The sequence below is a fragment of the Legionella busanensis genome (genome assembly GCF_900461525.1).
Classification (GTDB): domain Bacteria; phylum Pseudomonadota; class Gammaproteobacteria; order Legionellales; family Legionellaceae; genus Legionella_C; species Legionella_C busanensis.
Genome location: NZ_UGOD01000005.1, coordinates 21,029 through 44,234 on the forward strand (window position 1 = coordinate 21,029; position 23,206 = coordinate 44,234).

Sequence of the window (23,206 nt, forward strand, 5' to 3'; positions counted from 1 at the left end):
AAGGACTAAGGATGAAATGGATTAATTGTTTGTTTAAACCGTTTATATGGCTTTATAGCAAAACCAATTCAGTCGATGAAGAATTTTATTATTCGAATGCAGCTAAAAAAGACGAGATCCGAATCAATCCAGCAACGGGTCTTCCCATGAGAGGCGCTTTTGATGCGTCAGGTAATACCCTAGGCACCAGCTCATCTGATTGGAGTAATGACTACAGCCGAAGTCACGCCTCAAATTCTCGTTTTAATTCATTTAATAATCGATTTTAAATATATTAATGATGATTATAACGCTTTCTTAATTAACTTATTAGATAGCCTGGTTAAGCTTTTGTTAGACTATAAACATAAGGTTTGCCTAAGCTATTATTCATTATGCTATTGTCATTAATGACCCACCAATTCAATTTCTTTATAACAACCAGTCTATGTTATCAAAGTTACGCTTTATTGTTTTTAAGAATCGCATTATTTATGGTGGGTTCTACCCACTGTAAATAATGCGAAACGGGGGTATGGGGATCTCCCCATAAAACGTTACAGGTTAAGTAGCGTGAGAAGGGTAAGCCACCGAATAGTTTATACCCTTCTCTTAGACCATCAATAATCAAAAATTTAATTTAATATGGAAAAAATTTTTTCTATACATTTATCATTGTATGCTTCTTTAAGTAAATCGTCCCAGTTATTGGGAGGTTTTCCTTTTTTTAACATTCTTTCAAATACTGAATACGCATCAGTTTTTTTATTGTAAGCCCGTTTAGTATTCTCATCATTAACCCAGGCATAGATTATGATTTTTTTCTCTAGGCTAAATCTAAAAAATAATCTGTATTGTTGAAAAAATTTAGCGCGGAACCAATGTTTATTTTGATTACCCAACGTCTCGCCTAGCCGATATATGGAGGCGCTAGGATCGGTTGGAATTTTTTTAAAAGCTAACTCGGCAATAGCAGCTAATAGTTTTGCTTTATTTTTCAAATGAAATGTTGATGGATCTTTTTGTTTTATTTTCTCTATATCCTTTATCAAGCTATTAATCTGTTCCGTAAATATTGGATGTACCAAAATAATCCACCCATTGATAATAAGAGGTTCTATCATTTAGATTTACTCTGGGTGTGTTCTGGCTCTTCTACTTCTTCAGGTAAAGCTTCTTCTAAATCAAATTCAACATCTGCCACTAGCGATTCAATTCGACTTAATAAAGACTGATTTACGGGCTTTAAACGTTGCGGATTATGTTTCATATCTTCAGCAAGAAAGGCTAAGAAGCGATCTATCACAGGATCATGGTTATTATCGTTTATCTTTGAGATAACTACATTTCCATTGGGTTGAACAGTATATAATATTTTATCTCGTTTATTTAAATGTAGGGCTTTTCTGACAGCGTCAGGAATAGTAGTTTGATAACGATCGGTTAGAGTGGATTCAGTTTGTAATACATTAGCCATTGAAGTTCCCAAAATAACTTTATACTTGATGTAATGGTAATGCACTTGCATTACTTTGTCAAGGTTAAAACTTAATAATTAATGAATTGGTCAAAGACAAACTGATAAGTGCAAGGAGTTGAAGTGATTAATAAAATGAGCCAGATTATTATACTGGGTAGCTCCAGGAGTTTTGGAAATACCAGAAAGGCGGTAAATTCAATAATTGAGGAAGGTACTACTCCACTTATTGATCTTAATACTCTTGATATTAAACCGTACGATTATGAATATCGTAATCATACAGATAATTTTATGGCTTTAATTGAGCGCATTATTGAATTTGACACTCTGATCCTTGCAACCCCCGTCTATTGGTACATAATGAGTGCAACAATGAAGATTTTTATAGATAGAATTAGTGATCTTTTAGATATAAGGAAGGATTTAGGACGTAAGTTACGTGGGAAAAACCTATTTGTTATAGCCAGTTATACTACCTCATTACCTAAGGGATTTGAGGACGCTTTTGAACAGACTTGCCAGTATTTACGAATTAATTATTTGGGAACCAGTTATATTTACGGTGGTACTGATGATAAAACATTTTTAGAGCATAGCACTTTAGAATTATTAAAGGCCCAAGAAATTTTGAGATTGCCAACTCTTGATTAGTAAAATGTCTTGTTCTTAAATTTAGATAATTTCTAGGTGATAGTTCTCATTGCCAGTTTGGGCTGGATATGCGGTAAAACCCAAAGTAGGTTTGTTTATATTTGTAATTATCAAACTAAATATATATCTTTGCTTATTTTAGGCTTAGATCTAATTATCATCAAAATTAGACCTTAAATTAGAGCAACTCTATTAGCAAAAGACCAACTCCTTTCTTTTTTATTTAAATTAATGATATCTACCATAGTACTCTCTATTAAATATCTTGTTTACACAATAGCGCATAACAAGAGCATATGGGTACTGAAATGTATTGATTACCAAAATCATATATCATTATGAGTTAATGATATCATTCTCATCTAGTAGGAAGGCAAATGAAAATTGAAATACGCCAAGCAAGAGAGCGCGATTATTTTGACTGGATTGAAATGCGTAAGAGGCTATGGCCAGAGGCGAGTTTTGATGAATTGAAAGACCTGTTGCATCTAAAAAAAGCAAAAGATTTTGTATGTTATTTTGCAGAAGTAGATGGAAAGCTTGCTGGTTTTATTGAAATTGCACTGAGGCCTTATGCAAATGGTTGCTCTTCTTCACCTGTGGCTTTTGTTGAGGGAATTTGGGTTGATGAAGCCTTCCAAAAACAAGGTGTAGGGCGAATGCTGGCAGCAAAAGCAGAGGAGTGGACTCGGTCACATGGTATCAAAGAACTTGGCTCCGATACGCGTATTGAAAGTGAACAATCCATCCATGCACATAAAAAATGGGGATTTATTGAAACCGAGCGCGTAGTTTATTTTCGTAAAGATACAAGTTAGTTCGCCTATCTTGAATCTAAGTTCATTTTATTTGAAATACCCTTCTATTTTGGAAAGAGTTATATTTATTTATCAACCTAAGCAATCTAAATCACTTAGTTAATCTAAAAATGCTACAGCCATCTAAATCTTGCTATATAGCTATACTTTATACAAGGAAGCTAAGCTTAATAAAATTAATGGTAGGGACTATGTATATAAATGATATTTTTATTGAAAACATGGGCGCAATCGAGAAAATCCAACTATCTTCAGAGCAACTCCTGACAGAAGATAGGCGCCCTAAAGTTCTTATTTTTGTTGGAGAAAATGGCAGCGGTAAAACAACGCTACTCTCAAGTATAGTTGATGCACTCTATGAACTATCGAATAACTATTTTGATGATGTATTACCACAACAGGGAATAGGATATAAATATTTTAAGATGTCAGGTGCCCTAAATATTAGATTAGGCAAAGAATATGCATATTCATACATTCATTTTAAAAATAAAGATAAAAAATATGAGTATCTTGATAAGAATGGGAAATTAGATTTCACATTATGTAAAGCAAAAACGAATGGGTTACTTAGTTTGCGCTCCGATTCAAAAATAAATTCAAAAATTTCTACTACAACTAAAAATGACGATGAATTTGGAAAAGATTTTGAGCATAACTCTTATTGCTATTTTCCCTCTGATAGATACGAACTACCGTATTGGATAAATCGAGAACCTCTTGATACAAGCGAACAATTTAAAGATTTATTAAAATATAGCGGTAAGCTAGGTAGAAACATATTGATAAGGCGATGTTTAGAAGAAGTTAAGCAATGGATATTAGATGTATTTATAGATTCTAGAACTAATTTAAAATTTAACTCAGATGGAACAGCTACAACCACTACTAATATTAATGTTATACATATACTACAGCAAAGCATATCAAATATAGAGAAGATTATTTCCAAAATAATACAAAAAGATATCTGTATAAACTTGAATTTTAGAGGGCAATCTTCCTCACGAATTAAATTATTAGATAAATCTTCTGGTAAAGAATTTATACCAACATTAGATAATCTTTCTGCTGGCCAGAGTACTTTATTGGGAATCTTTATTACTATTATTATGTATTCTGATCGTAGCGATATATCAAAGAGCATACACTTAAATGAAATTGAAGGTATAGTAATTATTGATGAAGTAGATTTACATCTTCATATAGAACTTCAAAAGGAGGTTCTTCCACAATTAATTAAGCTTTTTCCTAAGGTTCAATTTATCATTACTACCCATTCCCCATTTTTTCTAGCAGGAATTTCCAAAGTTTTCGCAACAACTGAATGCTTGATGATTAATATGCCTGAAGGAAATATTATTGAACGAGCAGATGATTTTAAAGAATTTATAAAAGCTTATGAATTATTTAAAGAGATTACTAATAGCCATAAGGAAGAATTGGAGGTATTAAAAAGAATTATCGCCCAATCTTCAAAACCTTTAGTTGTTACTGAAGGAAAAACTGATTGGAAGCATTTAAAGGCAGCATTAAAAAAACTAGCCCCGCATTATCCGGATCTTGATATTGATTTTTTAGAATACGAAGAAGAATTAAACATGGGGTCTGTAGCTCTCCAAAAAATGGCAGACTATTTAAAAGTTATTCCTAATCAAAGAAAAATTATTTTCATTTTTGATAGAGATGAAGATCCATATGTAAAAAAATATGAATCGGAACCATTTAAATTTTTAGAAAATAGTATTTATGCTTTATGTATTCCTTCAATTAGTGATGAACTAAATAAAATTTCTATTGAATATTACTACAGTGATGCTGATTTAAAAACTAAGGATCAGCACGGAAGGCGTTTATTTGATGGACGAGAGTTTTTACCTAAAAGCGGCAATAGTAAATGTGGATGTTTTCAATTACAGGATAAAAATAATGCAGGCAAGCAAATTATAATAGATAAAGGAGTTTATGACAGTAAAGATTTGTCCTGGAGTAAATCTTTAGCTTTAAGCAAAAGCGACTTTGCAAACAATATCTTAAAGGGAGAGAAAAATTTCAATAATGTAAATTTTGATAATTTTCGAAAAATTTTAGATGTAATCAAAACCATTAGTTTAATTTAATAACGAATTATTATCATTAACTTAGCTTTTAACATTAAAATAAACTTTGATTAATATAAAGAGTTTGCGAACTAAATTTAAGGTTAAACTTAAAATTTTTGATAGGTCAATTGACGTGTCCACAAACCCATCCAAGTTAGTAATAAACTTCTGATAGGCAACTATTTAAATTTTAACTTGATTCAGAATACATTAGTTGGAATAAATTTGCTCTGGATTCTAGAATAACCTAATATTCTTTATCCTGATGCTAGATATCTAGTGAAAAACTTAGCTTTATGGTGTTGTATGAAATTAAAATATTTTCCAATTCTATTAATTATCCTTTGTACAAAATCTTTTGCTCTTCCATGGGATACAGAAACTAGAACCAATATTCCATTTAGATCAGAGAAGCCCTCAAAAATAACACAGCAGCAGATAGAGCGAATTTTTAATTTGTTAGAAAAGACTAACGCCAACCGTAAATTATTATCTAAAAATGTATTAAGCAACTTTTTTACAGATGATGTTGTTTATATAGTTAATGGGGTTACTGTTGCTACCGATATTGAAGGGCTTTCTAAAAGGTTGCAACGAGTTAGTTCTTTTTTAAAAAGCTATAGGATAAAGACACCTTTAATTTCGTTAGTTATTGCAAATAACCTTGCAAACATTACATACGAATTTACTGAGCAAAGAATTAATGGGCAGAAGTTTCATAATATAGCCTCAGTAGCGATAACCTATAAAGATAATAAAATATCTAAGTGGGATGCAATTCTTGAGCATACTAATAATTCAAGAAACTAGCATTTAGGGTTCAAGGTGTGTATTTCCTAATTTCTTCGAGGCTAAACTTACATAATCAAGCCTCCTTTAATGGTTTATTTTAATGATTTCAAACAGTCGCTTATTAAGTTTTATTTCTATTTTGTTTCTCTCTTTTTCTGTCTTTGGCGAGCCACTTAAAACCTTTACTCAGGCGAAAAAGCAAACACGAGTTCTATTTGCCCTTCAGCGAGAAACACTCTATTGCAAATGTAAGTTTGATGCTCGCCTTCAAGTTGATTTAAAAAGCTGTAACATGCAATCGGCGGCTAAATTAAAACGCGCACAGCGCGTGGAATGGGAACATATGATGCCAGCTGAAAATTTTGGCAATCACTTTGCTTGCTGGCGAGAACCCATTTGTATTAAGAAAAATGGGAAACGTTATAAAGGGAGAAAGTGTTGTGAAAAAACAGACAAACAATTTAGGCAAGCAGAAGCGGAGCTTTATAATCTATGGCCTGCTGTAGGTTTAGTTAATCAGGCTCGCTCTAATTATCGCTATAGTATGTTAGAAAACCATACCCTCTTTTATGGCTGCCCTATTACCATCGATAAAGCATCTCGTCGTGTTGAACCTGCTGATTTTGCTAAAGGTATTGTAGCTCGAGCCAATCTTTTTATGTCTGAAAAATATGGTATTCAATTAAGTGAAGCACAGCGAAATCTTTTTATCGCCTGGGATAAGCAATTTCCACCAGAGAAAAATGAAAAATGGTGGGCAGCAGCTGTTGCTAAAATAGAAGGCTATACAAATCCTTATATTACTAACCATGAATTAAAAACAAATTGCTCTTTATCAAAATAAACTTTGTTATCCATCATATCCCAACGGAGCGTAACAACTTACAGACCAAGTGAAGCTTGAGTCGGGGTATGTGGGTAACAAACACATTTAATTATTGAAATGGTTTATAAAATCAAAATAAATTATAGAAATTATAAATAATCATCTAACGCCTGTCTCGCTAACCTCAGTTCAATCAGCTGCCCAAACCATCTTGCCTCATCTAAATTAATTTTTAACAACAATACTTCGTCGGCTGTTTTATTAAATTTAATAAAATAATTACCCTGCTCTTTATAGATTTTATTAAGGATAAGACCATGCTTTTTCAAGTAGACTAAGCCATACGTTGCATCTTCAAGCGGTTTGTTTGGTGCAATAACAGCTAAGCTTTGATTAGGCCATGAGCTATGACAAAATTTTTGCCGAATAAAAAAAGAAAAACAATTTTCAGGATAGGTGCCAACTATAAGTTCATTGTCTAGAGCTTGCTTATAAAAGCAGAGTGTTTCTTGATTCCAGCTTAGAATGGGAAAATTCATAATGCTATCTATAGATTTATTATGGGATAGCTCTGTCTCTAATAACACGGGGACCGACACATTAAAAAAATCGGCTAATTTCTTCAGAAGCACGCTCCTTGGCTTTTTCGTTTTACCTGATAAAAGATGGTGCAAAGTGGGCTGAGGAATCTGCGTTTCCCTAGATAAGTTTAACGTGTTTAGATTATGGTTAATCATTAACGTATTTAAGTTTTTAACTAATTTATTGCTCATTAGAAAATTATTTTAAAATGAAGTTTAAATAATATTGTACCGCTTTGAGTAACGATACCTCCTTTCCTAAGTGGCCAACTTAAATTAATACGATTTTTCTAAGACAAAAATGGTATTAATTAATTGTCCTAAGCACTCTTCTCGCCGGCTTACTATTTTAAAGTCCATTGCTTGCCAGAATTTAAGTGCATTTTCATTTTGCTTTTGCACCACACAGCGCATCTTTTGCGGTGCTAATATGCCTTCTAGCGCGTGAAAGAATTGAGCGCCTAAACCTTGATGCTGGTAACTAGGATGAATAAAGAAGTAACCGGTAGTCCAGGTGTTTTTCTCAGGATAGTTAGCAATTAAATCAATCAAACCAACCAAATTATTTCTATCAAAAAATCCTAAGACAAACTTATCTTGATGAATATTTTTGGTTGGCGGACAAGCTTTTAGTAGTCCCAAGGCTGACCCTTTCTCACCTTCACACAATTGAAAAAAATCATCAAACAAGTTAAGAAAAGTTTGTATCTCTGGAAATGAATCTTTCGTTAGCTGTTTTACTTCAAATTGATTGACTTGAAAAGGAAATAAATTTTTAATCAACCCTGTCTCCTACCAAAATCCAGGAATGGTTCCTTTGGGCGACTCTTTAAGAGTATGGTTACATTCAGCTGGTTCTCCACAAGAACGCCCCTCATTTAAAGAAGCAACCCATTCAAAGCGGGCTTGCAAAGTAAGTCCTGTATAGTCTTGACGTAAATCATCGGGAAAACTTGCCTCCACAGGCTCTAAACAATAACAAAGGGTTTCTTTAAATTCGCCAAAAGCTTGCGAGCCAAATAATTGTTTTCGTCCTAAGTGCACCAGATAACGGTCTATACCTAGGGCCATTAATTGTTTTTGTGACGCATCACCTAATTCAACAGCACGTTTTGCCCATAGAAATGTTTGGTAATAATGGTCAGGAATATCGCCATGTTGAAATACGAGTGCTGCCGCTGCAAAATCTTGCGCTGATTGTAAACAACCTTCAGCAAAGATAGCACCTACACGTTGTCTTCGCTCTAAATCGTTTTTCAGTAGTTCAACAAACTCTTCTTCTGTTTTGCCTTCAAAATTTTCTCGCTCCTCTTGGTCTGAAACAACAATCGCTTGCAACTCTGCCGAACGCTCAGCCTGAATTTCAGGTTTATATAAACACGTATCCAGAGAAATATTTTTTGACTGAGCATCCAAAGCAAATGCGGTATGCGTGATATACACGACAGTCGCGGCAAGTAAATTCCTTATAACAACGTGCATCCTAAAAACTCTTATGAAAGCCAAACCGGTGGCAATAAAAAGAGTAAATGATAAGGGTAAACAAGATTGAAAGCGATACGCGTTGCACGTTGCCACATTTACAAGAAATGAACTTACGCCTACACTCAATAGACGGTCTATTTTAAAGAATGGCGATGGACGCCCTAATAACAATAAAAAAGAATAAAGAAGCGGTTACGAAAGCAACTATTATTGCTAAGTTTGATAACACGAGTACTAAATTAGCTCAACGTTTTCCGCTCTATGGTAGCAAAGTCGCTGCAGGATTTCCCTCGCCTGCTGATGATTATTTAGAGTTAACCCTCGATTTAAATGAGTACTTAATTAAACATCCAGCAGCCACCTTTATGGTAAGAGCCCAGGGCGATTCCATGCACGATGCAGGCATTCATAATTGGGGTATTGACCCCATTCGTGTCAAAATTTACGGTTTGTCGCTTAAATTTGCTCTGAAACCGTAAATTCTCCCACGTCCTCTATTTCCGGTTGAACAATAGTAGTATTCGTAAAATAGGTTCCCATTGTAATCAAATGTTTGTGCAGTAAAAGTGATATATGAGTTAATGTATTATCATTTATAACTTCGCCGTTGGTCTTAAGCTGGGCAATAATTTTTGTCATCTTCACTGTGTTCCAATACAATACAGCGTTCGATACTAGACTTAAGCAACTTGCTTTATTCATGATTTCTTCGTAGTCACCAACTTGAAATTTTCCTTGGTTTGCAAAGAAGATGCAGCGTGCTAATTGATGGCGATGTTCCCCTTTGTTTAATTGACGCTGTACTTTGTCTCTTAGGTCACTATCGGAGATGTATTGTAAAATATATTCTGTTTTAAGTATGCGACCTAATTGTGTAAATGCTTTTGATAGCTTGTCATAGGGTGAACCTTTCGATAACCGCCTAATAATTTCATGAGCGGGGCTTAACTTCTTTTTCAAAGAGGCTGCCACTCGTACCATTTGGTCAAACTGCTCTATCACTGGCTCAATAGAAGCAGTTTTAGTTAGCAGTGCATCTAATTCACCATAAGCAATTTCTTTATCAATACGATAAAGTTGCTGAGATTTTAAATCTTTAATTCTTGGCATAAATCGAATCCCAAGCAAATAACATAGTGCAAACACGTGCTCAGTGAAGCCTTCTGTATCTGTAGTATGTTCTTTAATGGCAAGAATTGTGTTGTTGCCTAACAAACCATCAATGACATAAAGCGATTCGCGTGGTGCGCATGAAATAGCTTGCGTATTAAGTACTGATAGTTGATTTGACGTATGCGTGTAGATACCAATCATTTTATCGTAGTAGCCCGCGTATCTTGGATAGTATGACGAAAGTAGACTACTTGCAGTAATAATAAATCGTTGCCCATCTGATGATGACATTTTGCCATCGCCGTAGTTTTGGCTTAAATCTAACTGAGTATGTTGATTTACCAATTCTGCATTAGCAGCTTTAATCGTTTCTTCCCGAATGCAGGTATCGGTCACATGGCGCATCATTTTTGCGGTGATATCGGATATGCAATTCTCCATGGTTGCAAGGCCAATATTAGTTGCTTGTGCCAGAATGCTAGCAATCAAGGTTTTATAAAAATTCTCTGGTCTCCCTTTTTGTCCATGAATTGGCGTAAAATGTTTAGTAAAGCCCGTTAGGTGATCAACTTCAATTAATAGTTGCTCTATTTTTATCTTCGGCATGTATGAATTGATCAGTGCTTGTAATCGCTCTGCATCATCGGGAATATCAATTTTGTCTTTTCTTTTTAGAAATAGATTGCCGTTTTTAATGTTAGCAAAATCATCGCCCTTAAAGCGGTTGGCAGCAACCATAGCTGAGCGATGAAAGTTTTCAACAATTTTGCCCACTGCAAGCTTTACATCTTGTGTAATCTCTAGCGCTTGATAACTATTTTCTTTTTCTTGCTGCCACTCATAATCTTGATAGATTAAATTCCAGAAAGAGGCATATTTGTTACTATGCTCGACGTATAAATCACCTGATCGAAAACCATCTTTAATAGCAACTGCAAGTCCCATTTCCCAAAGACTGCGTTTGATTTCTCCATTTTTATCTCGCATGGCAATGGTTAACTGCCCATCCATAAACCTGGTGTCCATGTCACTGGGTATCTTAGTCATTTCTTGCTTATCGAGCTTGCGGACCAGCTCAATTGATTGCTGTAATGAAGGGCTACCTTTTTCAAAAAGAAAGGGCAATTGAATAAAATCAGCAAAATAACGACGCATACTACTATAACGGTTTTGAAGGAGCTTAGCATAACCAAAACGGCTCAACACCTGGTATTCGTGCATATCGTTTCTAGCCCGCTGTAGGTCGGACTTTTGGGTTGAACGCGAATAAAGATCGCTAACTAATAAGTTGTAATCATCTTCTTGAACTAAAATAAAGTCAATAAAACGCTCGATCTTATCAATAGCTCGTTCATTTTTATGCTTATAAAGCTTCAAATTTTTAAGATGTGTGTTTCGGCATTCACGGCATACATTGGAAATGTATTGATCGTGTAATTGAATAAGGTAATCCATCAAGACTTTTTTTGACTCTGCCAAAAATAATACCATCAATGCATAACGCTTTGGTGGTTTAAAGCGTCTTATCTTGTAAGCATCATAATGCTTGGCAAGTTGATAAAGGTGTTTAACAAGATCCTGCTCTATGATGCTCATATCGACTATCGACAAATCTATTTTTTCAAGCTTTTGATAGCGTTGGAAATAGTCTTGCAGCACTGAAATACTACTGGAGCCTGGATATTCCTTAAATTTTTGGAACCACGTAATATCTTCATTAGGAATAATCTCAAGTGTCTCGTCAATCGCATGGATTAATGCTTCAGATAGCTGCTGATAAATTTGAGTAAATACTTTCTCTTGATGCTGTGAGCAAAAAGAATTGATTTCTCGCCTTAAATAATACAGCGTTGGCAAAACAACCTTATTAGCAATTAAAAAAGCTTCGGCCTCTGAGACTAGATTTTCTGGAATCAGCATCCCAGTCTGCATTTTTTGTTTTAACCAGTCGTAAAAGATGGCTTTGCTATCATTGAAAGGTTTGAAATTTAAATGGGAAAAAATTGATTTCTTGTAGTCAGTTCTCGTGGCATCGAGCCTGGGCAAATCGACCGTGCCCACGATATCTAAATTTAACAATTTACAAGCATGTCCAATAATACGCGTATCAAGCGTGTTAGGGTTATCCAGTAATTGACCAAATAATCTCAAGGCACAAACTTGCAGAAAACCCCATAATTGATACTGTTTCTTGAATTTTTTAATGAAAATCGAATCAGCTGCGCTTAAAGACCAATCGCGAATAATTTCATCTTCAGAAAGATTTGGCTGTCGTCTCACTAATAAATTAGCCTTGTTTTCTTAAGTATTGGTATAAGGTTTCCCGACTAATACCTAAATCGCATGCAATATGGCTTTTCTTATCACCATTGGCAACGCGAATTTTAATTTCGTCAATTTGTTCTTTTGAAAGCGCTGCTTTACGTCCTTTGTAGGCACCCCGTTTTTTTAGCAAGAGCAATGCCTTCCATTTGGCGCTCTTTAATGAGCGAGCGCTCAAATTCAGCAAAGGCGCCCATAACAGATAACAGTAACGTTGACATGGGTGAGTCTTCACCCGTAAAAGTTAACCCCTCTTTCAAAAACTCAATTTTAATTTGTTGGGAAGTCAAATGAGTCACGAGCCTTCGCAAGTCATCTAAATTACGTGCGAGTCTATCCATACTGTGAACAATAATAACATCACCATCACGAGCATAATCAAGCAAGGCTTCAAGTTGAGGACGGGCCGTATTTTTTTCCAGAGGCTTTATCAATAAATTTTTTATGTACGCTTATACCTTCAAGTTGCCTTTCTGGATTTTGATCAAAACTGCTGACTCGAATATAACCTATTTTCTTTCCTGACATTATTTTATCCATTAAAATACAAAAGTGTCAGGTTGAAGTTTAAGATGTACTTTGTCTCTTAGGTCACTATCGGAGATGTATTGTAAAATATATTCTGTTTTAAGTATGCGACCTAATTGTGTAAATGCTTTTGATAGCTTGTCATAGGGTGAACCTTTCGATAACCGCCTAATAATTTCATGAGCGGGGCTTAACTTCTTTTTCAAAGAGGCTGCCACTCGTACCATTTGGTCAAACTGCTCTATCACTGGCTCAATAGAAGCAGTTTTAGTTAGCAGTGCATCTAATTCACCATAAGCAATTTCTTTATCAATACGATAAAGTTGCTGAGATTTTAAATCTTTAATTCTTGGCATAAATCGAATCCCAAGCAAATAACATAGTGCAAACACGTGCTCAGTGAAGCCTTCTGTATCTGTAGTATGTTCTTTAATGGCAAGAATTGTGTTGTTGCCTAACAAACCATCAATGACATAAAGCGATTCGCGTGGTGCGCATGAAATAGCTTGCGTATTAAGTACTGATAGTTGATTTGACGTATGCGTGTAGATACCAATCATTTTATCGTAGTAGCCCGCGTATCTTGGATAGTATGACGAAAGTAGACTACTTGCAGTAATAATAAATCGTTGCCCATCTGATGATGACATTTTGCCATCGCCGTAGTTTTGGCTTAAATCTAACTGAGTATGTTGATTTACCAATTCTGCATTAGCAGCTTTAATCGTTTCTTCCCGAATGCAGGTATCGGTCACATGGCGCATCATTTTTGCGGTGATATCGGATATGCAATTCTCCATGGTTGCAAGGCCAATATTAGTTGCTTGTGCCAGAATGCTAGCAATCAAGGTTTTATAAAAATTCTCTGGTCTCCCTTTTTGTCCATGAATTGGCGTAAAATGTTTAGTAAAGCCCGTTAGGTGATCAACTTCAATTAATAGTTGCTCTATTTTTATCTTCGGCATGTATGAATTGATCAGTGCTTGTAATCGCTCTGCATCATCGGGAATATCAATTTTGTCTTTTCTTTTTAGAAATAGATTGCCGTTTTTAATGTTAGCAAAATCATCGCCCTTAAAGCGGTTGGCAGCAACCATAGCTGAGCGATGAAAGTTTTCAACAATTTTGCCCACTGCAAGCTTTACATCTTGTGTAATCTCTAGCGCTTGATAACTATTTTCTTTTTCTTGCTGCCACTCATAATCTTGATAGATTAAATTCCAGAAAGAGGCATATTTGTTACTATGCTCGACGTATAAATCACCTGATCGAAAACCATCTTTAATAGCAACTGCAAGTCCCATTTCCCAAAGACTGCGTTTGATTTCTCCATTTTTATCTCGCATGGCAATGGTTAACTGCCCATCCATAAACCTGGTGTCCATGTCACTGGGTATCTTAGTCATTTCTTGCTTATCGAGCTTGCGGACCAGCTCAATTGATTGCTGTAATGAAGGGCTACCTTTTTCAAAAAGAAAGGGCAATTGAATAAAATCAGCAAAATAACGACGCATACTACTATAACGGTTTTGAAGGAGCTTAGCATAACCAAAACGGCTCAACACCTGGTATTCGTGCATATCGTTTCTAGCCCGCTGTAGGTCGGACTTTTGGGTTGAACGCGAATAAAGATCGCTAACTAATAAGTTGTAATCATCTTCTTGAACTAAAATAAAGTCAATAAAACGCTCGATCTTATCAATAGCTCGTTCATTTTTATGCTTATAAAGCTTCAAATTTTTAAGATGTGTGTTTCGGCATTCACGGCATACATTGGAAATGTATTGATCGTGTAATTGAATAAGGTAATCCATCAAGACTTTTTTTGACTCTGCCAAAAATAATACCATCAATGCATAACGCTTTGGTGGTTTAAAGCGTCTTATCTTGTAAGCATCATAATGCTTGGCAAGTTGATAAAGGTGTTTAACAAGATCCTGCTCTATGATGCTCATATCGACTATCGACAAATCTATTTTTTCAAGCTTTTGATAGCGTTGGAAATAGTCTTGCAGCACTGAAATACTACTGGAGCCTGGATATTCCTTAAATTTTTGGAACCACGTAATATCTTCATTAGGAATAATCTCAAGTGTCTCGTCAATCGCATGGATTAATGCTTCAGATAGCTGCTGATAAATTTGAGTAAATACTTTCTCTTGATGCTGTGAGCAAAAAGAATTGATTTCTCGCCTTAAATAATACAGCGTTGGCAAAACAACCTTATTAGCAATTAAAAAAGCTTCGGCCTCTGAGACTAGATTTTCTGGAATCAGCATCCCAGTCTGCATTTTTTGTTTTAACCAGTCGTAAAAGATGGCTTTGCTATCATTGAAAGGTTTGAAATTTAAATGGGAAAAAATTGATTTCTTGTAGTCAGTTCTCGTGGCATCGAGCCTGGGCAAATCGACCGTGCCCACGATATCTAAATTTAACAATTTACAAGCATGTCCAATAATACGCGTATCAAGCGTGTTAGGGTTATCCAGTAATTGACCAAATAATCTCAAGGCACAAACTTGCAGAAAACCCCATAATTGATACTGTTTCTTGAATTTTTTAATGAAAATCGAATCAGCTGCGCTTAAAGACCAATCGCGAATAATTTCATCTTCAGAAAGATTTGGCTGTCGTCTCACTAATAAATTAGCCTTGTTTTCTTAAGTATTGGTATAAGGTTTCCCGACTAATACCTAAATCGCATGCAATATGGCTTTTCTTATCACCATTGGCAACGCGAATTTTAATTTCGTCAATTTGTTCTTTTGAAAGCGCTGCTTTACGTCCTTTGTAGGCACCCCGTTTTTTAGCAAGAGCAATGCCTTCCATTTGGCGCTCTTTAATGAGCGAGCGCTCAAATTCAGCAAAGGCGCCCATAACAGATAACAGTAACGTTGACATGGGTGAGTCTTCACCCGTAAAAGTTAACCCCTCTTTCAAAAACTCAATTTTAATTTGTTGGGAAGTCAAATGAGTCACGAGCCTTCGCAAGTCATCTAAATTACGTGCGAGTCTATCCATACTGTGAACAATAATAACATCACCATCACGAGCATAATCAAGCAAGGCTTCAAGTTGAGGACGGGCCGTATTTTTTCCAGAGGCTTTATCAATAAATTTTTTATGTACGCTTATACCTTCAAGTTGCCTTTCTGGATTTTGATCAAAACTGCTGACTCGAATATAACCTATTTTCTTTCCTGACATTATTTTATCCATTAAAATACAAAAGTGTCAGGTTGAAGTTTAAGAGGTTAATATGGATGTGTCAATTAAATTAATTATTAACCCTAAATTGACATATAAAGCTATTTATATCTGACGTCAGTTTAGAGTACACTTCAAGATGACAGCAAAGAGAGATGAGTATGACTACTGAAATTATTATTCGGCAATATATACCTAATGATGCCCAAGATTTAACCAATATTTATTACTACACCATCCATAATATTAATATTCAGGATTACTCTGAAGAGCAGGTTAATGCCTGGGCGCCTTCTTTCTCTCTAGAATTAACTGGGTGGCAGAAAAAATGGGAAACGATTAAGCCTCTCGTTGCGTTGATAAATAATAAAATAGTTGGCTTTGCAGAGTTTGAACCCGATGGTCACATCGATTGCTTTTATGTTCATCATGAATATCAAGGTCTTGGTGTAGGTTCTTCATTAATGAATGAGGTTTTTAATAAGGCAAATGTTTTGAATCTAAAATGAGTGTTTGCTGAAGTAAGCATTACAGCAAAACCATTTTTTGAATCAAAAGGTTTTAAAGTCCTTGAACAACAAACGGTGGAAATTAGAGGCGTAAAACTTACAAATTTTATTATGGAAAATATCAAACCGTAAATTTTGACACGAATGGGGGCGTTACCCCTCTTACTGCTTTTGAGCAAAAATAAAGTTATAAAATTTTATATTAACACTTTAGTAGACATCTATTTTTATCAGTTAACTAAATTTTGCGTAGAGTAATTTGATTCTCAAAACAGACTTTCTAGTGTAAGTCACTCTAATGCCATTCATAAGAATACATCACTTAATATTGCTTGGGAGGGCACCCCCATAAGGAAAACCTGCTTTTTTAATTTATTAGTCGTCTCTTTAGGACCACAGACATAAACATGGGTTGCTTTAGGATTATTTAAATGCATTACTATTCTTTTTTCTATGGACGCTTCTGGATAACAACCTCCTTGAGTTTGAAGAACACAGGGGTCATAAACAAAAGAGGAAAATACGGAGGATAACCTTCTTAACTCTTCAGAGTAGTAAATGTCCTCATCAGTAAGCCCACCATGAACTAAAGTAATTAATCCTTGATGGTTGTGGCTAAGGGCACTTTTAAGAATGGCAATAAGTGGCGCAAGCCCGGTACCCGTTCCTGCTAGTAATATATCAAAAGCTAATTGTTTTGGATTGTAGTAGAAACAACGACCAAAGGGGCCTCTAAGTTTAACTACAGTATCTTTTGTTGCCGAATTCATTAGCCATTGCCCCATTTTCCCATGAGGATAAACTTTAATATGCAACTCGATAAAGCTTTCTTGTAAAGGTAAATTAGCAATTGAATAGCTTCGGGTCGTGCCTTGAAAGTTAATTAGGCTAAGGTATTGACCTGGAATCCAGCCCTCTAAATTATCTACACCAAGCTTAACTTGAACTATATTATAATTGAGTCGTTTAACTTCTAATATTTTTGCGGAAATCTCACACTCATCACTGTCTGGTATAATCAACTGAAGCGCTGTGTCTGGCTTTGCTAAACAGGCTAAGAAATAGCCTTGCGATTTAAGTGTTTCTGGTATCCCTTCCTGCCAAGAGGAATGAATTAAGCCATCTTTTGCTTTAATTAAACAAGATTGACAGACACCCACCTGACAAGAATTAGGATAATCCACACCATGACGTAGAAGGCACTGTAATACATTTTCCTCAGGTGCCAAGGCATAAGATTGATTGTTAAAATCGAAAGTGCTCATAAGCGTCCCAATACGTCATCTCGAACACTATTGGCAATAGCAGCCACTTCTTTAATATCTTCTGCGCCAACGCCTAATTCTTTAAGTGTTGCACCTAAATGTTCAATAACAATATCGACATGGGTGTCATTTAATCCGCGCCTGAGTAGATGGTTATGCCCGTCACGCATATTTTTGCCACTATAGCGAGTAGGGCCGCCAAATACCATCGTTAAAAAACCTTTTTGTTTTAAGATTTGGTGCTCCATATCAATGTCTTCAAAAAAATGACTGACACGGTCATCTAGTAACATTTTTCTGTAAAAAATATCAACGGCTGCATTGACTGCCTGCTGCCCTCCTAGGCGATCAAATAATGATTTAGACATAGCAAACCCATAAAGATGTATTTGCAATACATCTTATAAAAAGAAATAATTAGCGTCAACAAATAAGTAGGAATGAATCATGCAACTTACTCAATTCACGGATTATTCTTTAAGAGCCTTAATTTATATCGCCATTAAAAAGGGAGCATGTACCATTAAAGAGATTACGGAAGCTTATGCTATTTCTAGCCACCATATGGTCAAAATTATTCATAATTTAGCGAAAATTGGTCTACTGAAAACCACACGTGGCAAAAAGGGCGGTATTTTAATGGCAGTAGAACCTAAAACTATTAACTTAGGCCACCTTATTGTTCAATTAGAGCCTCATCTTGATTTAGTGCCCTGCTTTAATAAAGAAAAAACTAACTGCTGTATTGCACCGGTATGTAAATTAAAAAGTATACTGCATGACGCGCAAAGGGCTTTTATGATGGTGTTAGAACGCTATACTTTAGCTGACGTACTACATAATCCTACTGAGCTAACTATTTTATTGAACATAAGTTTGTGATTTTAAGAAAAATTGGGGGTAATATCTTTTAAAAATACAAGATTAGTTACCCCTTTTGTTAAGATACACTTACCCCGGTGCTTTCTTTGACAGCCTGTTTTTCTAAGAAAAATTTCAGTTTTCCATGGCTATCAATTTCGGTTTTTTTATAGCACACTAATTAACTGTATTTAGAATTCATATTACCTTTTATTTCCAGCTCTCGGGTTAAGCCTAGCTTTTATGGTCACTTTTATTAGCAAATTCTGGTTTAAGTTTAGTTAAAATAGTGCCTTCACTTGCCAGCTTATCAGCGAGCTTATGATTCACATCCCGATGCTCTGCCTCATCATTACGAACGGCTACCAACACCTCACGTAATCGCGCATCGTCTTCTAAACTCCAATAATTCTTAGCCATATCTGGAGCAGGGCAATTTTCAATTCGACCTGCATCTAATTCTTGTAAATAATGGGTATAACTAACCACAGCCTCTTCTTCAAGGTAGCCCACAAAACGATGCGCAGTTTTAGAAGAAAGTACATACATAACTAAATATAAAATCACAAAAATAGCCTGAGCTATAAAAATAATGAAGCGTTCAAACCAATTAGGTTTAGCTATATACATAAAGGTAATTAAGTGCATCCGCTCATTTTCAGCTTCATCCAATAATGTTTTAATCCAACCTTCATCATTTTTAATTTTTCTTAAGCAACGTAAATGCAATAAAGCAGCTCCTACCATACCTGGTACAGCTGCAACGGTTTCAAGTACTATTGCTCGATTTCCATAGCGCTTTTGAAAAAAGGTATCTGCAAAAAATCGAAAAAATTTCACCAGGCCAAAAGCGATTTTATCACTGATAGTTTTAGCGGGTTGATGGGTTTCTGGCATAATAAGCTCCCTAACGGTAGGTTCTTCAGCCCCATTATATTAAAGATGTATTTTAAATACAACTTTAATATATTAAATAGATTGAGGCTTGAAAAATAAATAAAAAAAGGACCGATAGGGTTTTCGAAAATAATTATCTCCAATTAATAATCTAGATTTTTAAAAGCTAAAAGCCAAAAATAACTATTTCTTCATGATTTTCTTTAATCTTATAGATTGTATATAATAAAAAGATAAAATTTTAATGTTAATGCCAATAAAACTACTTTAACCTTATTCTTTAATATAATGAAAGTTTCTTTTTTTAGTACACAACTATATGAACGGTCTATTTTTGACGAAATAAATCAACTCCACCACCATGAAATTAATTATTTTGATTTTCATCTGAATTCAGAAAGCATTGGAGCCGTTGCACCGACGGATGTAGTCTGTTGCTTCGTAAATGATTCCATTACTTCTAAAGTAATTGATGGACTTTATGAGCGGGGTGTGCAGTTAATTGCTTTACGTTCTGCATGATATAATCATGTTGATTATACTTATGCCCAGCAAAAAGGGATCCAGGTATGCCGGGTTCCCTCTTATTCGCCACAAGCAATTGCAGAACATACCATAGCATTAATTTTATGCCTTAATAGAAGAATTCATCATGCCCATAATAGAGTACGAGAAGGTGACTTCTCCCTCAATGGACTAATGGGATTTAACTTATACAAGAAAACGGTAGGGATTATTGGTGCAGGAAAAATAGGAACTGCATTAGTCAAAATTCTTAATGGCTTTGGCTGCAAAATCCTTGTATTTGATCCACAACAAAATGACGAGTGCATAAAGCTTGGCGTCAACTATACGAGTTTAGATAAGTTATTGGAAAATTCAGATATAGTCAGTTTACACTGTCCCTTAAATGACAATACATTCCATATAATTGATTCTCAAGCCTTAAAAAAAATGAAACAAGGGGCAATGCTTATTAATACCGGCCGAGGCAAACTGGTGGATACAAAAGCAGTTATTGTGGCCCTAAAAAGCAAAAAGTTAGGTTATCTTGGAATTGATGTCTATGAAGAAGAGGAATCATTGTTTTTTGAAAATCATTCCTACGAAATCATTAATGATGATGTATTTTGTAGGCTGCAAACTTTTCCAAATGTGCTCATTACCGGCCATCAAGGTTTTTTTACAGAAGAGGCAATACACAATATTACTTCAACAACATTAGAAAATATAAGTAATTTTGAAAAAAATTCAGGTCCAATTTATTGGGTCACCACATCAACGCATAAGTCTAAAATCTGTGAATAGCATATCTAACAATATTAACCACTTAATTAGTGAGGCTAATTTATATTTTAATGAGACTCAATCTATTCTATCACCCCGGCACTAAATTGTAACAATAGCATTATAGGGGTATACTGGATGGATTTTTGGTATTAAACGTATAAGCATGGACAACAGGAATCTAACGGTCAAAGAGTTACAAATATTGCGACGCAAGGCGGTCGAGGCGGTGATAAAAGAAGGGATAACCCAATCAAAAGCGGCGACTTCATTTGGTTTTACGCCATCGACGATGAGCCGGTACATTAAAGCCTATAGACTGAATGGGGAAGCGAGTTTTAATTATAAACGCCGTGGGGTTGCTCGGTTGACTAACCGCTATTTATCAGAAGAGCAATCGAGCGAACTGATAGCGATTTTATTAAGCAAGACACCAGATGAAGTAGGCCTTGAGCAGACGTTATGGAATAGTAAGGTTATCAGGCATTTTATCGCGATAAGATTTTCAATTCACTATAGCGAACGTGGGATAAGGAAGCTCATGAGCTCAATGGGCTTTTCAAGTCAAAAACCCATCAAACGTGCTTATCAACAAAATGCGGATAAGGTGAAGAGGTGGTTGACTGAAATCTACCCTGCTATTAAAGCAAGAGCCAGCAAAGAAGGCGCAAGAATCTATTTTGCTGATGAAATGGGCATTCAATCGACTGATAATCGTGGCAGAACCTATGGTTTGGTTGGCAAAACACCGGTGATTAAAAAGTCAGGTTCTCGATTTAAAGCCAATCTGTTAGCTGCCATTAGCCCGCAGGGATTCATGAGTTGGATGGTCTTTACAGACACCTGCGATAGTCAAAAATTTATCGAATTTTTGAGTCGTATGCGCCGCCAAATCAAGCAAAAAATCTTCTTAATTGTAGATAACCTTAAAGTCCATCACAGTAAAAAAGTACAACACTACATCAATCAGTTTAAAGAGGACATTGAAATTTTTTTTGCCCCCTTATAGCCCTGAGCTCAACCCTCAGGAGTTAGTCAATCAAGATGTCAAAGCAAATTGCAATCACTTTAGAGCATTAAAAACCATTGAAGACTTGACGATAAACATTCGCTATTATTTGACAAAAATTCAATTTAATCCTGATAAAATCATGAGCTTCTTTAAGAAAAAAGAAGTGGCTTATGCAGCAGTATAATTATTGTTACAATTTAGTGCCGAGGTAATAATAAATCAACTAAAGTATCAGGAATACTTAAAACGCGAATTCTGTTTAAGCAGCTATTAATGCATATCGCTCATTGTCATTAAGCTTAAGAGCAGGTTTATTAGGATGTAGTGCATAAGCAATACAGGAAGCAATCATATTAGCAAAGCCATTAATAGGATTACGGTGTCTAGTATGTTCAAGATGAAAGACATTTTTAAGCAGGTTATTAGTACTTTCAATAAGGCCACGTTTACGTAGTAAAATCTTATCCATAAGGGGCATAAGCTTATTTTTCATTCGCTTTCTAATCCCTGTAATCAATTGCAAGCCTCTATCGAGTAGGGTCTGGTTGGGCTTTTGATCAATATATCCTTTGTCAGCAAATAGCTTTCCAATCATATCACGTGTCATCTGCTCTACTGGTTTTCGGTCATCACAATTACCTGGGGTTAGTTTGCAAGCACATAATTGTCCCTGACTATTAGAAATAAGGTGCAGTTTAAACCCATAAAACCACCCTTTAGTCGTTTTTCCAAGTTTTGCAAAATCTCGAAAAATAGCGTGGCTCGATGTCCTTTTGTTATGGCAAACAGCAAAGGAGGTTAAATCAATAAAGCCTAGGCCATCAAAGGGGACACAAAGACTTTGTAAAAAAGCACATAAAGGAACAAACATCCTTGGCAGTCTTGCTATAAATCGCGTATACGATAGCGCTTTAGGAAAAGCTTTTCTTAAATGCCCTTGTAAAACTTCTCTATGATAATAGTGCTTGAAATCTCGATAACCGGATGTTTGAAATAATAGATAAATGGTTAGGAATTCACTTTCACTTAAGTTGCCTGACCGTTTACGTTGACGCTTGCCATCAGCTAAAAGCATCTTTTCCCACAAAGGTATAAATGCTTGACAAAAATCATCGACAAGACAGAATATTTCCTCTAAATTCATTGTAGGCCTCCAGATCATTTTTATTGTTTCCGCAACGAATTTGATCATAGGGAGGCCTTTTTTTCAATTACTCCTTAAGCAGAATTCGCGTTTTATAAAAGTGCTAAAATAACTATTTAAATTTTAGGGTATCTAATTTCATGTTAGATAAAGCTCTTGGGGTGGTTAAATGGTTTAAGGAGGATGAAGGATTTGGCTTTATTGAAAGTCGTGCCAAGATTATTTTGTTCATGTTAGCGCAATTTCAAACAACTGGTTTTAAAAGCTTAACTGAAGGTGAGCGGGTTAGCTTTATCATTGGCCAAGGAAGAAAAGGCTTGCAAGTTGAGGTGATTTAATTTTAAACC

General features: G+C 35.4%; 24 protein-coding genes and 3 pseudogenes. 12 read left to right on the forward strand and 15 right to left on the reverse strand.

Features of this window, described 5'->3' with window-relative positions:
- The first annotated feature begins 11 nt into the window (after positions 1 to 11).
- Positions 12 to 269 (forward strand): hypothetical protein, encoded by a 258-nt coding sequence (locus tag DYH30_RS16570; RefSeq protein ID WP_115332862.1) that lies wholly within the window; start codon positions 12 to 14, stop codon positions 267 to 269.
- A 345-nt stretch (positions 270 to 614) separates the two neighbouring features.
- Here the strand turns inward: DYH30_RS16570 and DYH30_RS16575 are convergent, their stop codons facing one another.
- Both DYH30_RS16575 and DYH30_RS16580 read right to left on the reverse strand, forming a co-directional pair.
- Entirely contained in the window at positions 615 to 1,103 is a 489-nt protein-coding gene (locus DYH30_RS16575; RefSeq protein ID WP_115332863.1) for a type II toxin-antitoxin system YhaV family toxin, read from the reverse strand.
- Positions 1,100 to 1,456, reverse strand: a complete 357-nt coding sequence (locus DYH30_RS16580; protein WP_115332864.1) for a type II toxin-antitoxin system PrlF family antitoxin — start codon at positions 1,454 to 1,456, stop codon at positions 1,100 to 1,102. The genes DYH30_RS16575 and DYH30_RS16580 overlap by 4 nt, the downstream gene beginning before the upstream one ends.
- Positions 1,457 to 1,579: 123 nt before the next feature.
- On the opposite strand from DYH30_RS16580, the gene DYH30_RS16585 reads away from it, so the two are divergent.
- The 5 genes from DYH30_RS16585 (at position 1,580) to DYH30_RS16605 (ending at position 6,666) form a co-directional block, all read left to right on the forward strand.
- Positions 1,580 to 2,110 carry a flavodoxin family protein gene (locus DYH30_RS16585; RefSeq protein ID WP_115332865.1) on the forward strand — a complete coding sequence of 177 codons (531 nt, stop codon included), beginning with the start codon at positions 1,580 to 1,582 and terminating at the stop codon, positions 2,108 to 2,110.
- Positions 2,111 to 2,487: 377 nt separating this feature from the next.
- Positions 2,488 to 2,928 (forward strand): GNAT family N-acetyltransferase, encoded by a 441-nt coding sequence (locus DYH30_RS16590; protein ID WP_115332866.1) that lies wholly within the window; start codon positions 2,488 to 2,490, stop codon positions 2,926 to 2,928.
- 191 nt (positions 2,929 to 3,119) lie between these two features.
- Positions 3,120 to 5,048 carry an ATP-binding protein gene (locus DYH30_RS16595; protein WP_160116242.1) on the forward strand — a complete coding sequence of 643 codons (1,929 nt, stop codon included), beginning with the start codon at positions 3,120 to 3,122 and terminating at the stop codon, positions 5,046 to 5,048.
- Between the two features lie 288 nt (positions 5,049 to 5,336).
- On the forward strand, positions 5,337 to 5,840 hold the full coding sequence (locus DYH30_RS16600) for a hypothetical protein (RefSeq protein WP_115332868.1): 504 nt from the start codon (positions 5,337 to 5,339) through the stop codon (positions 5,838 to 5,840).
- Positions 5,841 to 5,922: 82 nt separating this feature from the next.
- Entirely contained in the window at positions 5,923 to 6,666 is a 744-nt protein-coding gene (locus DYH30_RS16605) for an endonuclease (RefSeq protein ID WP_115332869.1), read from the forward strand.
- Between the two features lie 131 nt (positions 6,667 to 6,797).
- On the opposite strand, the gene DYH30_RS16610 is transcribed toward DYH30_RS16605, so the two are convergent.
- The 3 genes from DYH30_RS16610 to DYH30_RS16620 all read right to left on the reverse strand — a co-directional run bounded on the left by DYH30_RS16610 (position 6,798) and on the right by DYH30_RS16620 (position 8,711).
- Complete coding sequence (locus tag DYH30_RS16610) at positions 6,798 to 7,421, reverse strand: helix-turn-helix domain-containing protein (protein ID WP_115332870.1); 624 nt, start codon at positions 7,419 to 7,421, stop codon at positions 6,798 to 6,800.
- 84 nt (positions 7,422 to 7,505) lie between these two features.
- On the reverse strand, positions 7,506 to 8,012 hold the full coding sequence (locus tag DYH30_RS16615; protein WP_115332871.1) for a GNAT family N-acetyltransferase: 507 nt from the start codon (positions 8,010 to 8,012) through the stop codon (positions 7,506 to 7,508).
- 9 nt (positions 8,013 to 8,021) lie between these two features.
- Positions 8,022 to 8,711 (reverse strand): hypothetical protein, encoded by a 690-nt coding sequence (locus DYH30_RS16620; protein WP_115332872.1) that lies wholly within the window; start codon positions 8,709 to 8,711, stop codon positions 8,022 to 8,024.
- Positions 8,712 to 8,968: 257 nt separating this feature from the next.
- Between DYH30_RS16620 and DYH30_RS16625 the strand changes: the two are divergent.
- A pseudogene (locus DYH30_RS16625) lies at positions 8,969 to 9,136 on the forward strand (LexA family protein); the annotation flags it as partial.
- Positions 9,137 to 9,170: 34 nt separating this feature from the next.
- On the opposite strand, the gene DYH30_RS16630 reads toward DYH30_RS16625, so the two are convergent.
- Genes DYH30_RS16630 through DYH30_RS16645 form a run of 6 tightly spaced genes read right to left on the reverse strand, consistent with a single transcriptional unit; the run spans position 9,171 to position 15,884 of the window.
- Complete coding sequence (locus tag DYH30_RS16630) at positions 9,171 to 12,107, reverse strand: Tn3 family transposase (protein WP_115332873.1); 2,937 nt, start codon at positions 12,105 to 12,107, stop codon at positions 9,171 to 9,173.
- Positions 12,108 to 12,114: 7 nt separating this feature from the next.
- Complete coding sequence (locus DYH30_RS18780; protein ID WP_425324439.1) at positions 12,115 to 12,282, reverse strand: helix-turn-helix domain-containing protein; 168 nt, start codon at positions 12,280 to 12,282, stop codon at positions 12,115 to 12,117.
- The gene (locus DYH30_RS18785; protein ID WP_425324440.1) at positions 12,248 to 12,583 is read right to left on the reverse strand and encodes a recombinase family protein; all 336 of its coding nucleotides are present in this window, start codon (positions 12,581 to 12,583) and stop codon (positions 12,248 to 12,250) included. The genes DYH30_RS18780 and DYH30_RS18785 overlap by 35 nt, the downstream gene beginning before the upstream one ends.
- Positions 12,540 to 12,677, reverse strand: coding sequence for a recombinase family protein (locus DYH30_RS18790; protein ID WP_425324441.1), 138 nt, complete (start codon positions 12,675 to 12,677; stop codon positions 12,540 to 12,542). Before DYH30_RS18790 ends, DYH30_RS18785 begins: the two co-directional genes overlap by 44 nt.
- Positions 12,678 to 12,688: 11 nt before the next feature.
- The gene (locus DYH30_RS16640) at positions 12,689 to 15,316 is read right to left on the reverse strand and encodes a Tn3 family transposase (RefSeq protein ID WP_115332874.1); all 2,628 of its coding nucleotides are present in this window, start codon (positions 15,314 to 15,316) and stop codon (positions 12,689 to 12,691) included.
- A 7-nt stretch (positions 15,317 to 15,323) separates the two neighbouring features.
- The gene (locus tag DYH30_RS16645; protein WP_115332875.1) at positions 15,324 to 15,884 is read right to left on the reverse strand and encodes a recombinase family protein; all 561 of its coding nucleotides are present in this window, start codon (positions 15,882 to 15,884) and stop codon (positions 15,324 to 15,326) included.
- A gap of 161 nt (positions 15,885 to 16,045) precedes the next feature.
- On the opposite strand from DYH30_RS16645, the gene DYH30_RS16650 reads away from it, so the two are divergent.
- Entirely contained in the window at positions 16,046 to 16,393 is a 348-nt protein-coding gene (locus DYH30_RS16650; protein ID WP_207385800.1) for a GNAT family N-acetyltransferase, read from the forward strand.
- A gap of 305 nt (positions 16,394 to 16,698) precedes the next feature.
- On the opposite strand, the gene DYH30_RS16655 is transcribed toward DYH30_RS16650, so the two are convergent.
- Both DYH30_RS16655 and DYH30_RS16660 read right to left on the reverse strand, forming a co-directional pair.
- Positions 16,699 to 17,658: an FAD-binding oxidoreductase gene (locus DYH30_RS16655; protein ID WP_115332876.1), complete on the reverse strand. Its 960-nt coding sequence runs from the start codon at positions 17,656 to 17,658 to the stop codon at positions 16,699 to 16,701.
- Complete coding sequence (locus DYH30_RS16660) at positions 17,655 to 18,026, reverse strand: group I truncated hemoglobin (protein WP_115332877.1); 372 nt, start codon at positions 18,024 to 18,026, stop codon at positions 17,655 to 17,657. Before DYH30_RS16660 ends, DYH30_RS16655 begins: the two co-directional genes overlap by 4 nt.
- 79 nt (positions 18,027 to 18,105) lie before the next feature.
- On the opposite strand from DYH30_RS16660, the gene DYH30_RS16665 reads away from it, so the two are divergent.
- Entirely contained in the window at positions 18,106 to 18,540 is a 435-nt protein-coding gene (locus DYH30_RS16665; RefSeq protein ID WP_115332878.1) for an Rrf2 family transcriptional regulator, read from the forward strand.
- 213 nt (positions 18,541 to 18,753) lie between these two features.
- Here the strand turns inward: DYH30_RS16665 and DYH30_RS16670 are convergent, their stop codons facing one another.
- Positions 18,754 to 19,416 carry an alternative oxidase gene (locus DYH30_RS16670; RefSeq protein WP_115332879.1) on the reverse strand — a complete coding sequence of 221 codons (663 nt, stop codon included), beginning with the start codon at positions 19,414 to 19,416 and terminating at the stop codon, positions 18,754 to 18,756.
- A gap of 288 nt (positions 19,417 to 19,704) precedes the next feature.
- Here DYH30_RS16670 and DYH30_RS16675 point away from each other — a divergent pair.
- Both DYH30_RS16675 and DYH30_RS16680 read left to right on the forward strand, forming a co-directional pair.
- A pseudogene (locus DYH30_RS16675) lies at positions 19,705 to 20,724 on the forward strand (2-hydroxyacid dehydrogenase).
- Positions 20,725 to 20,869: 145 nt separating this feature from the next.
- A pseudogene (locus tag DYH30_RS16680) lies at positions 20,870 to 21,899 on the forward strand (IS630 family transposase).
- Between the two features lie 75 nt (positions 21,900 to 21,974).
- Here the strand turns inward: DYH30_RS16680 and DYH30_RS16690 are convergent.
- Entirely contained in the window at positions 21,975 to 22,859 is an 885-nt protein-coding gene (locus DYH30_RS16690) for an IS982 family transposase (RefSeq protein ID WP_207385799.1), read from the reverse strand.
- A gap of 140 nt (positions 22,860 to 22,999) precedes the next feature.
- Here DYH30_RS16690 and DYH30_RS16695 point away from each other — a divergent pair, with 140 nt between their 5' ends.
- Complete coding sequence (locus tag DYH30_RS16695) at positions 23,000 to 23,197, forward strand: cold shock domain-containing protein (protein WP_115332882.1); 198 nt, start codon at positions 23,000 to 23,002, stop codon at positions 23,195 to 23,197.
- Positions 23,198 to 23,206 lie beyond the last annotated feature (9 nt).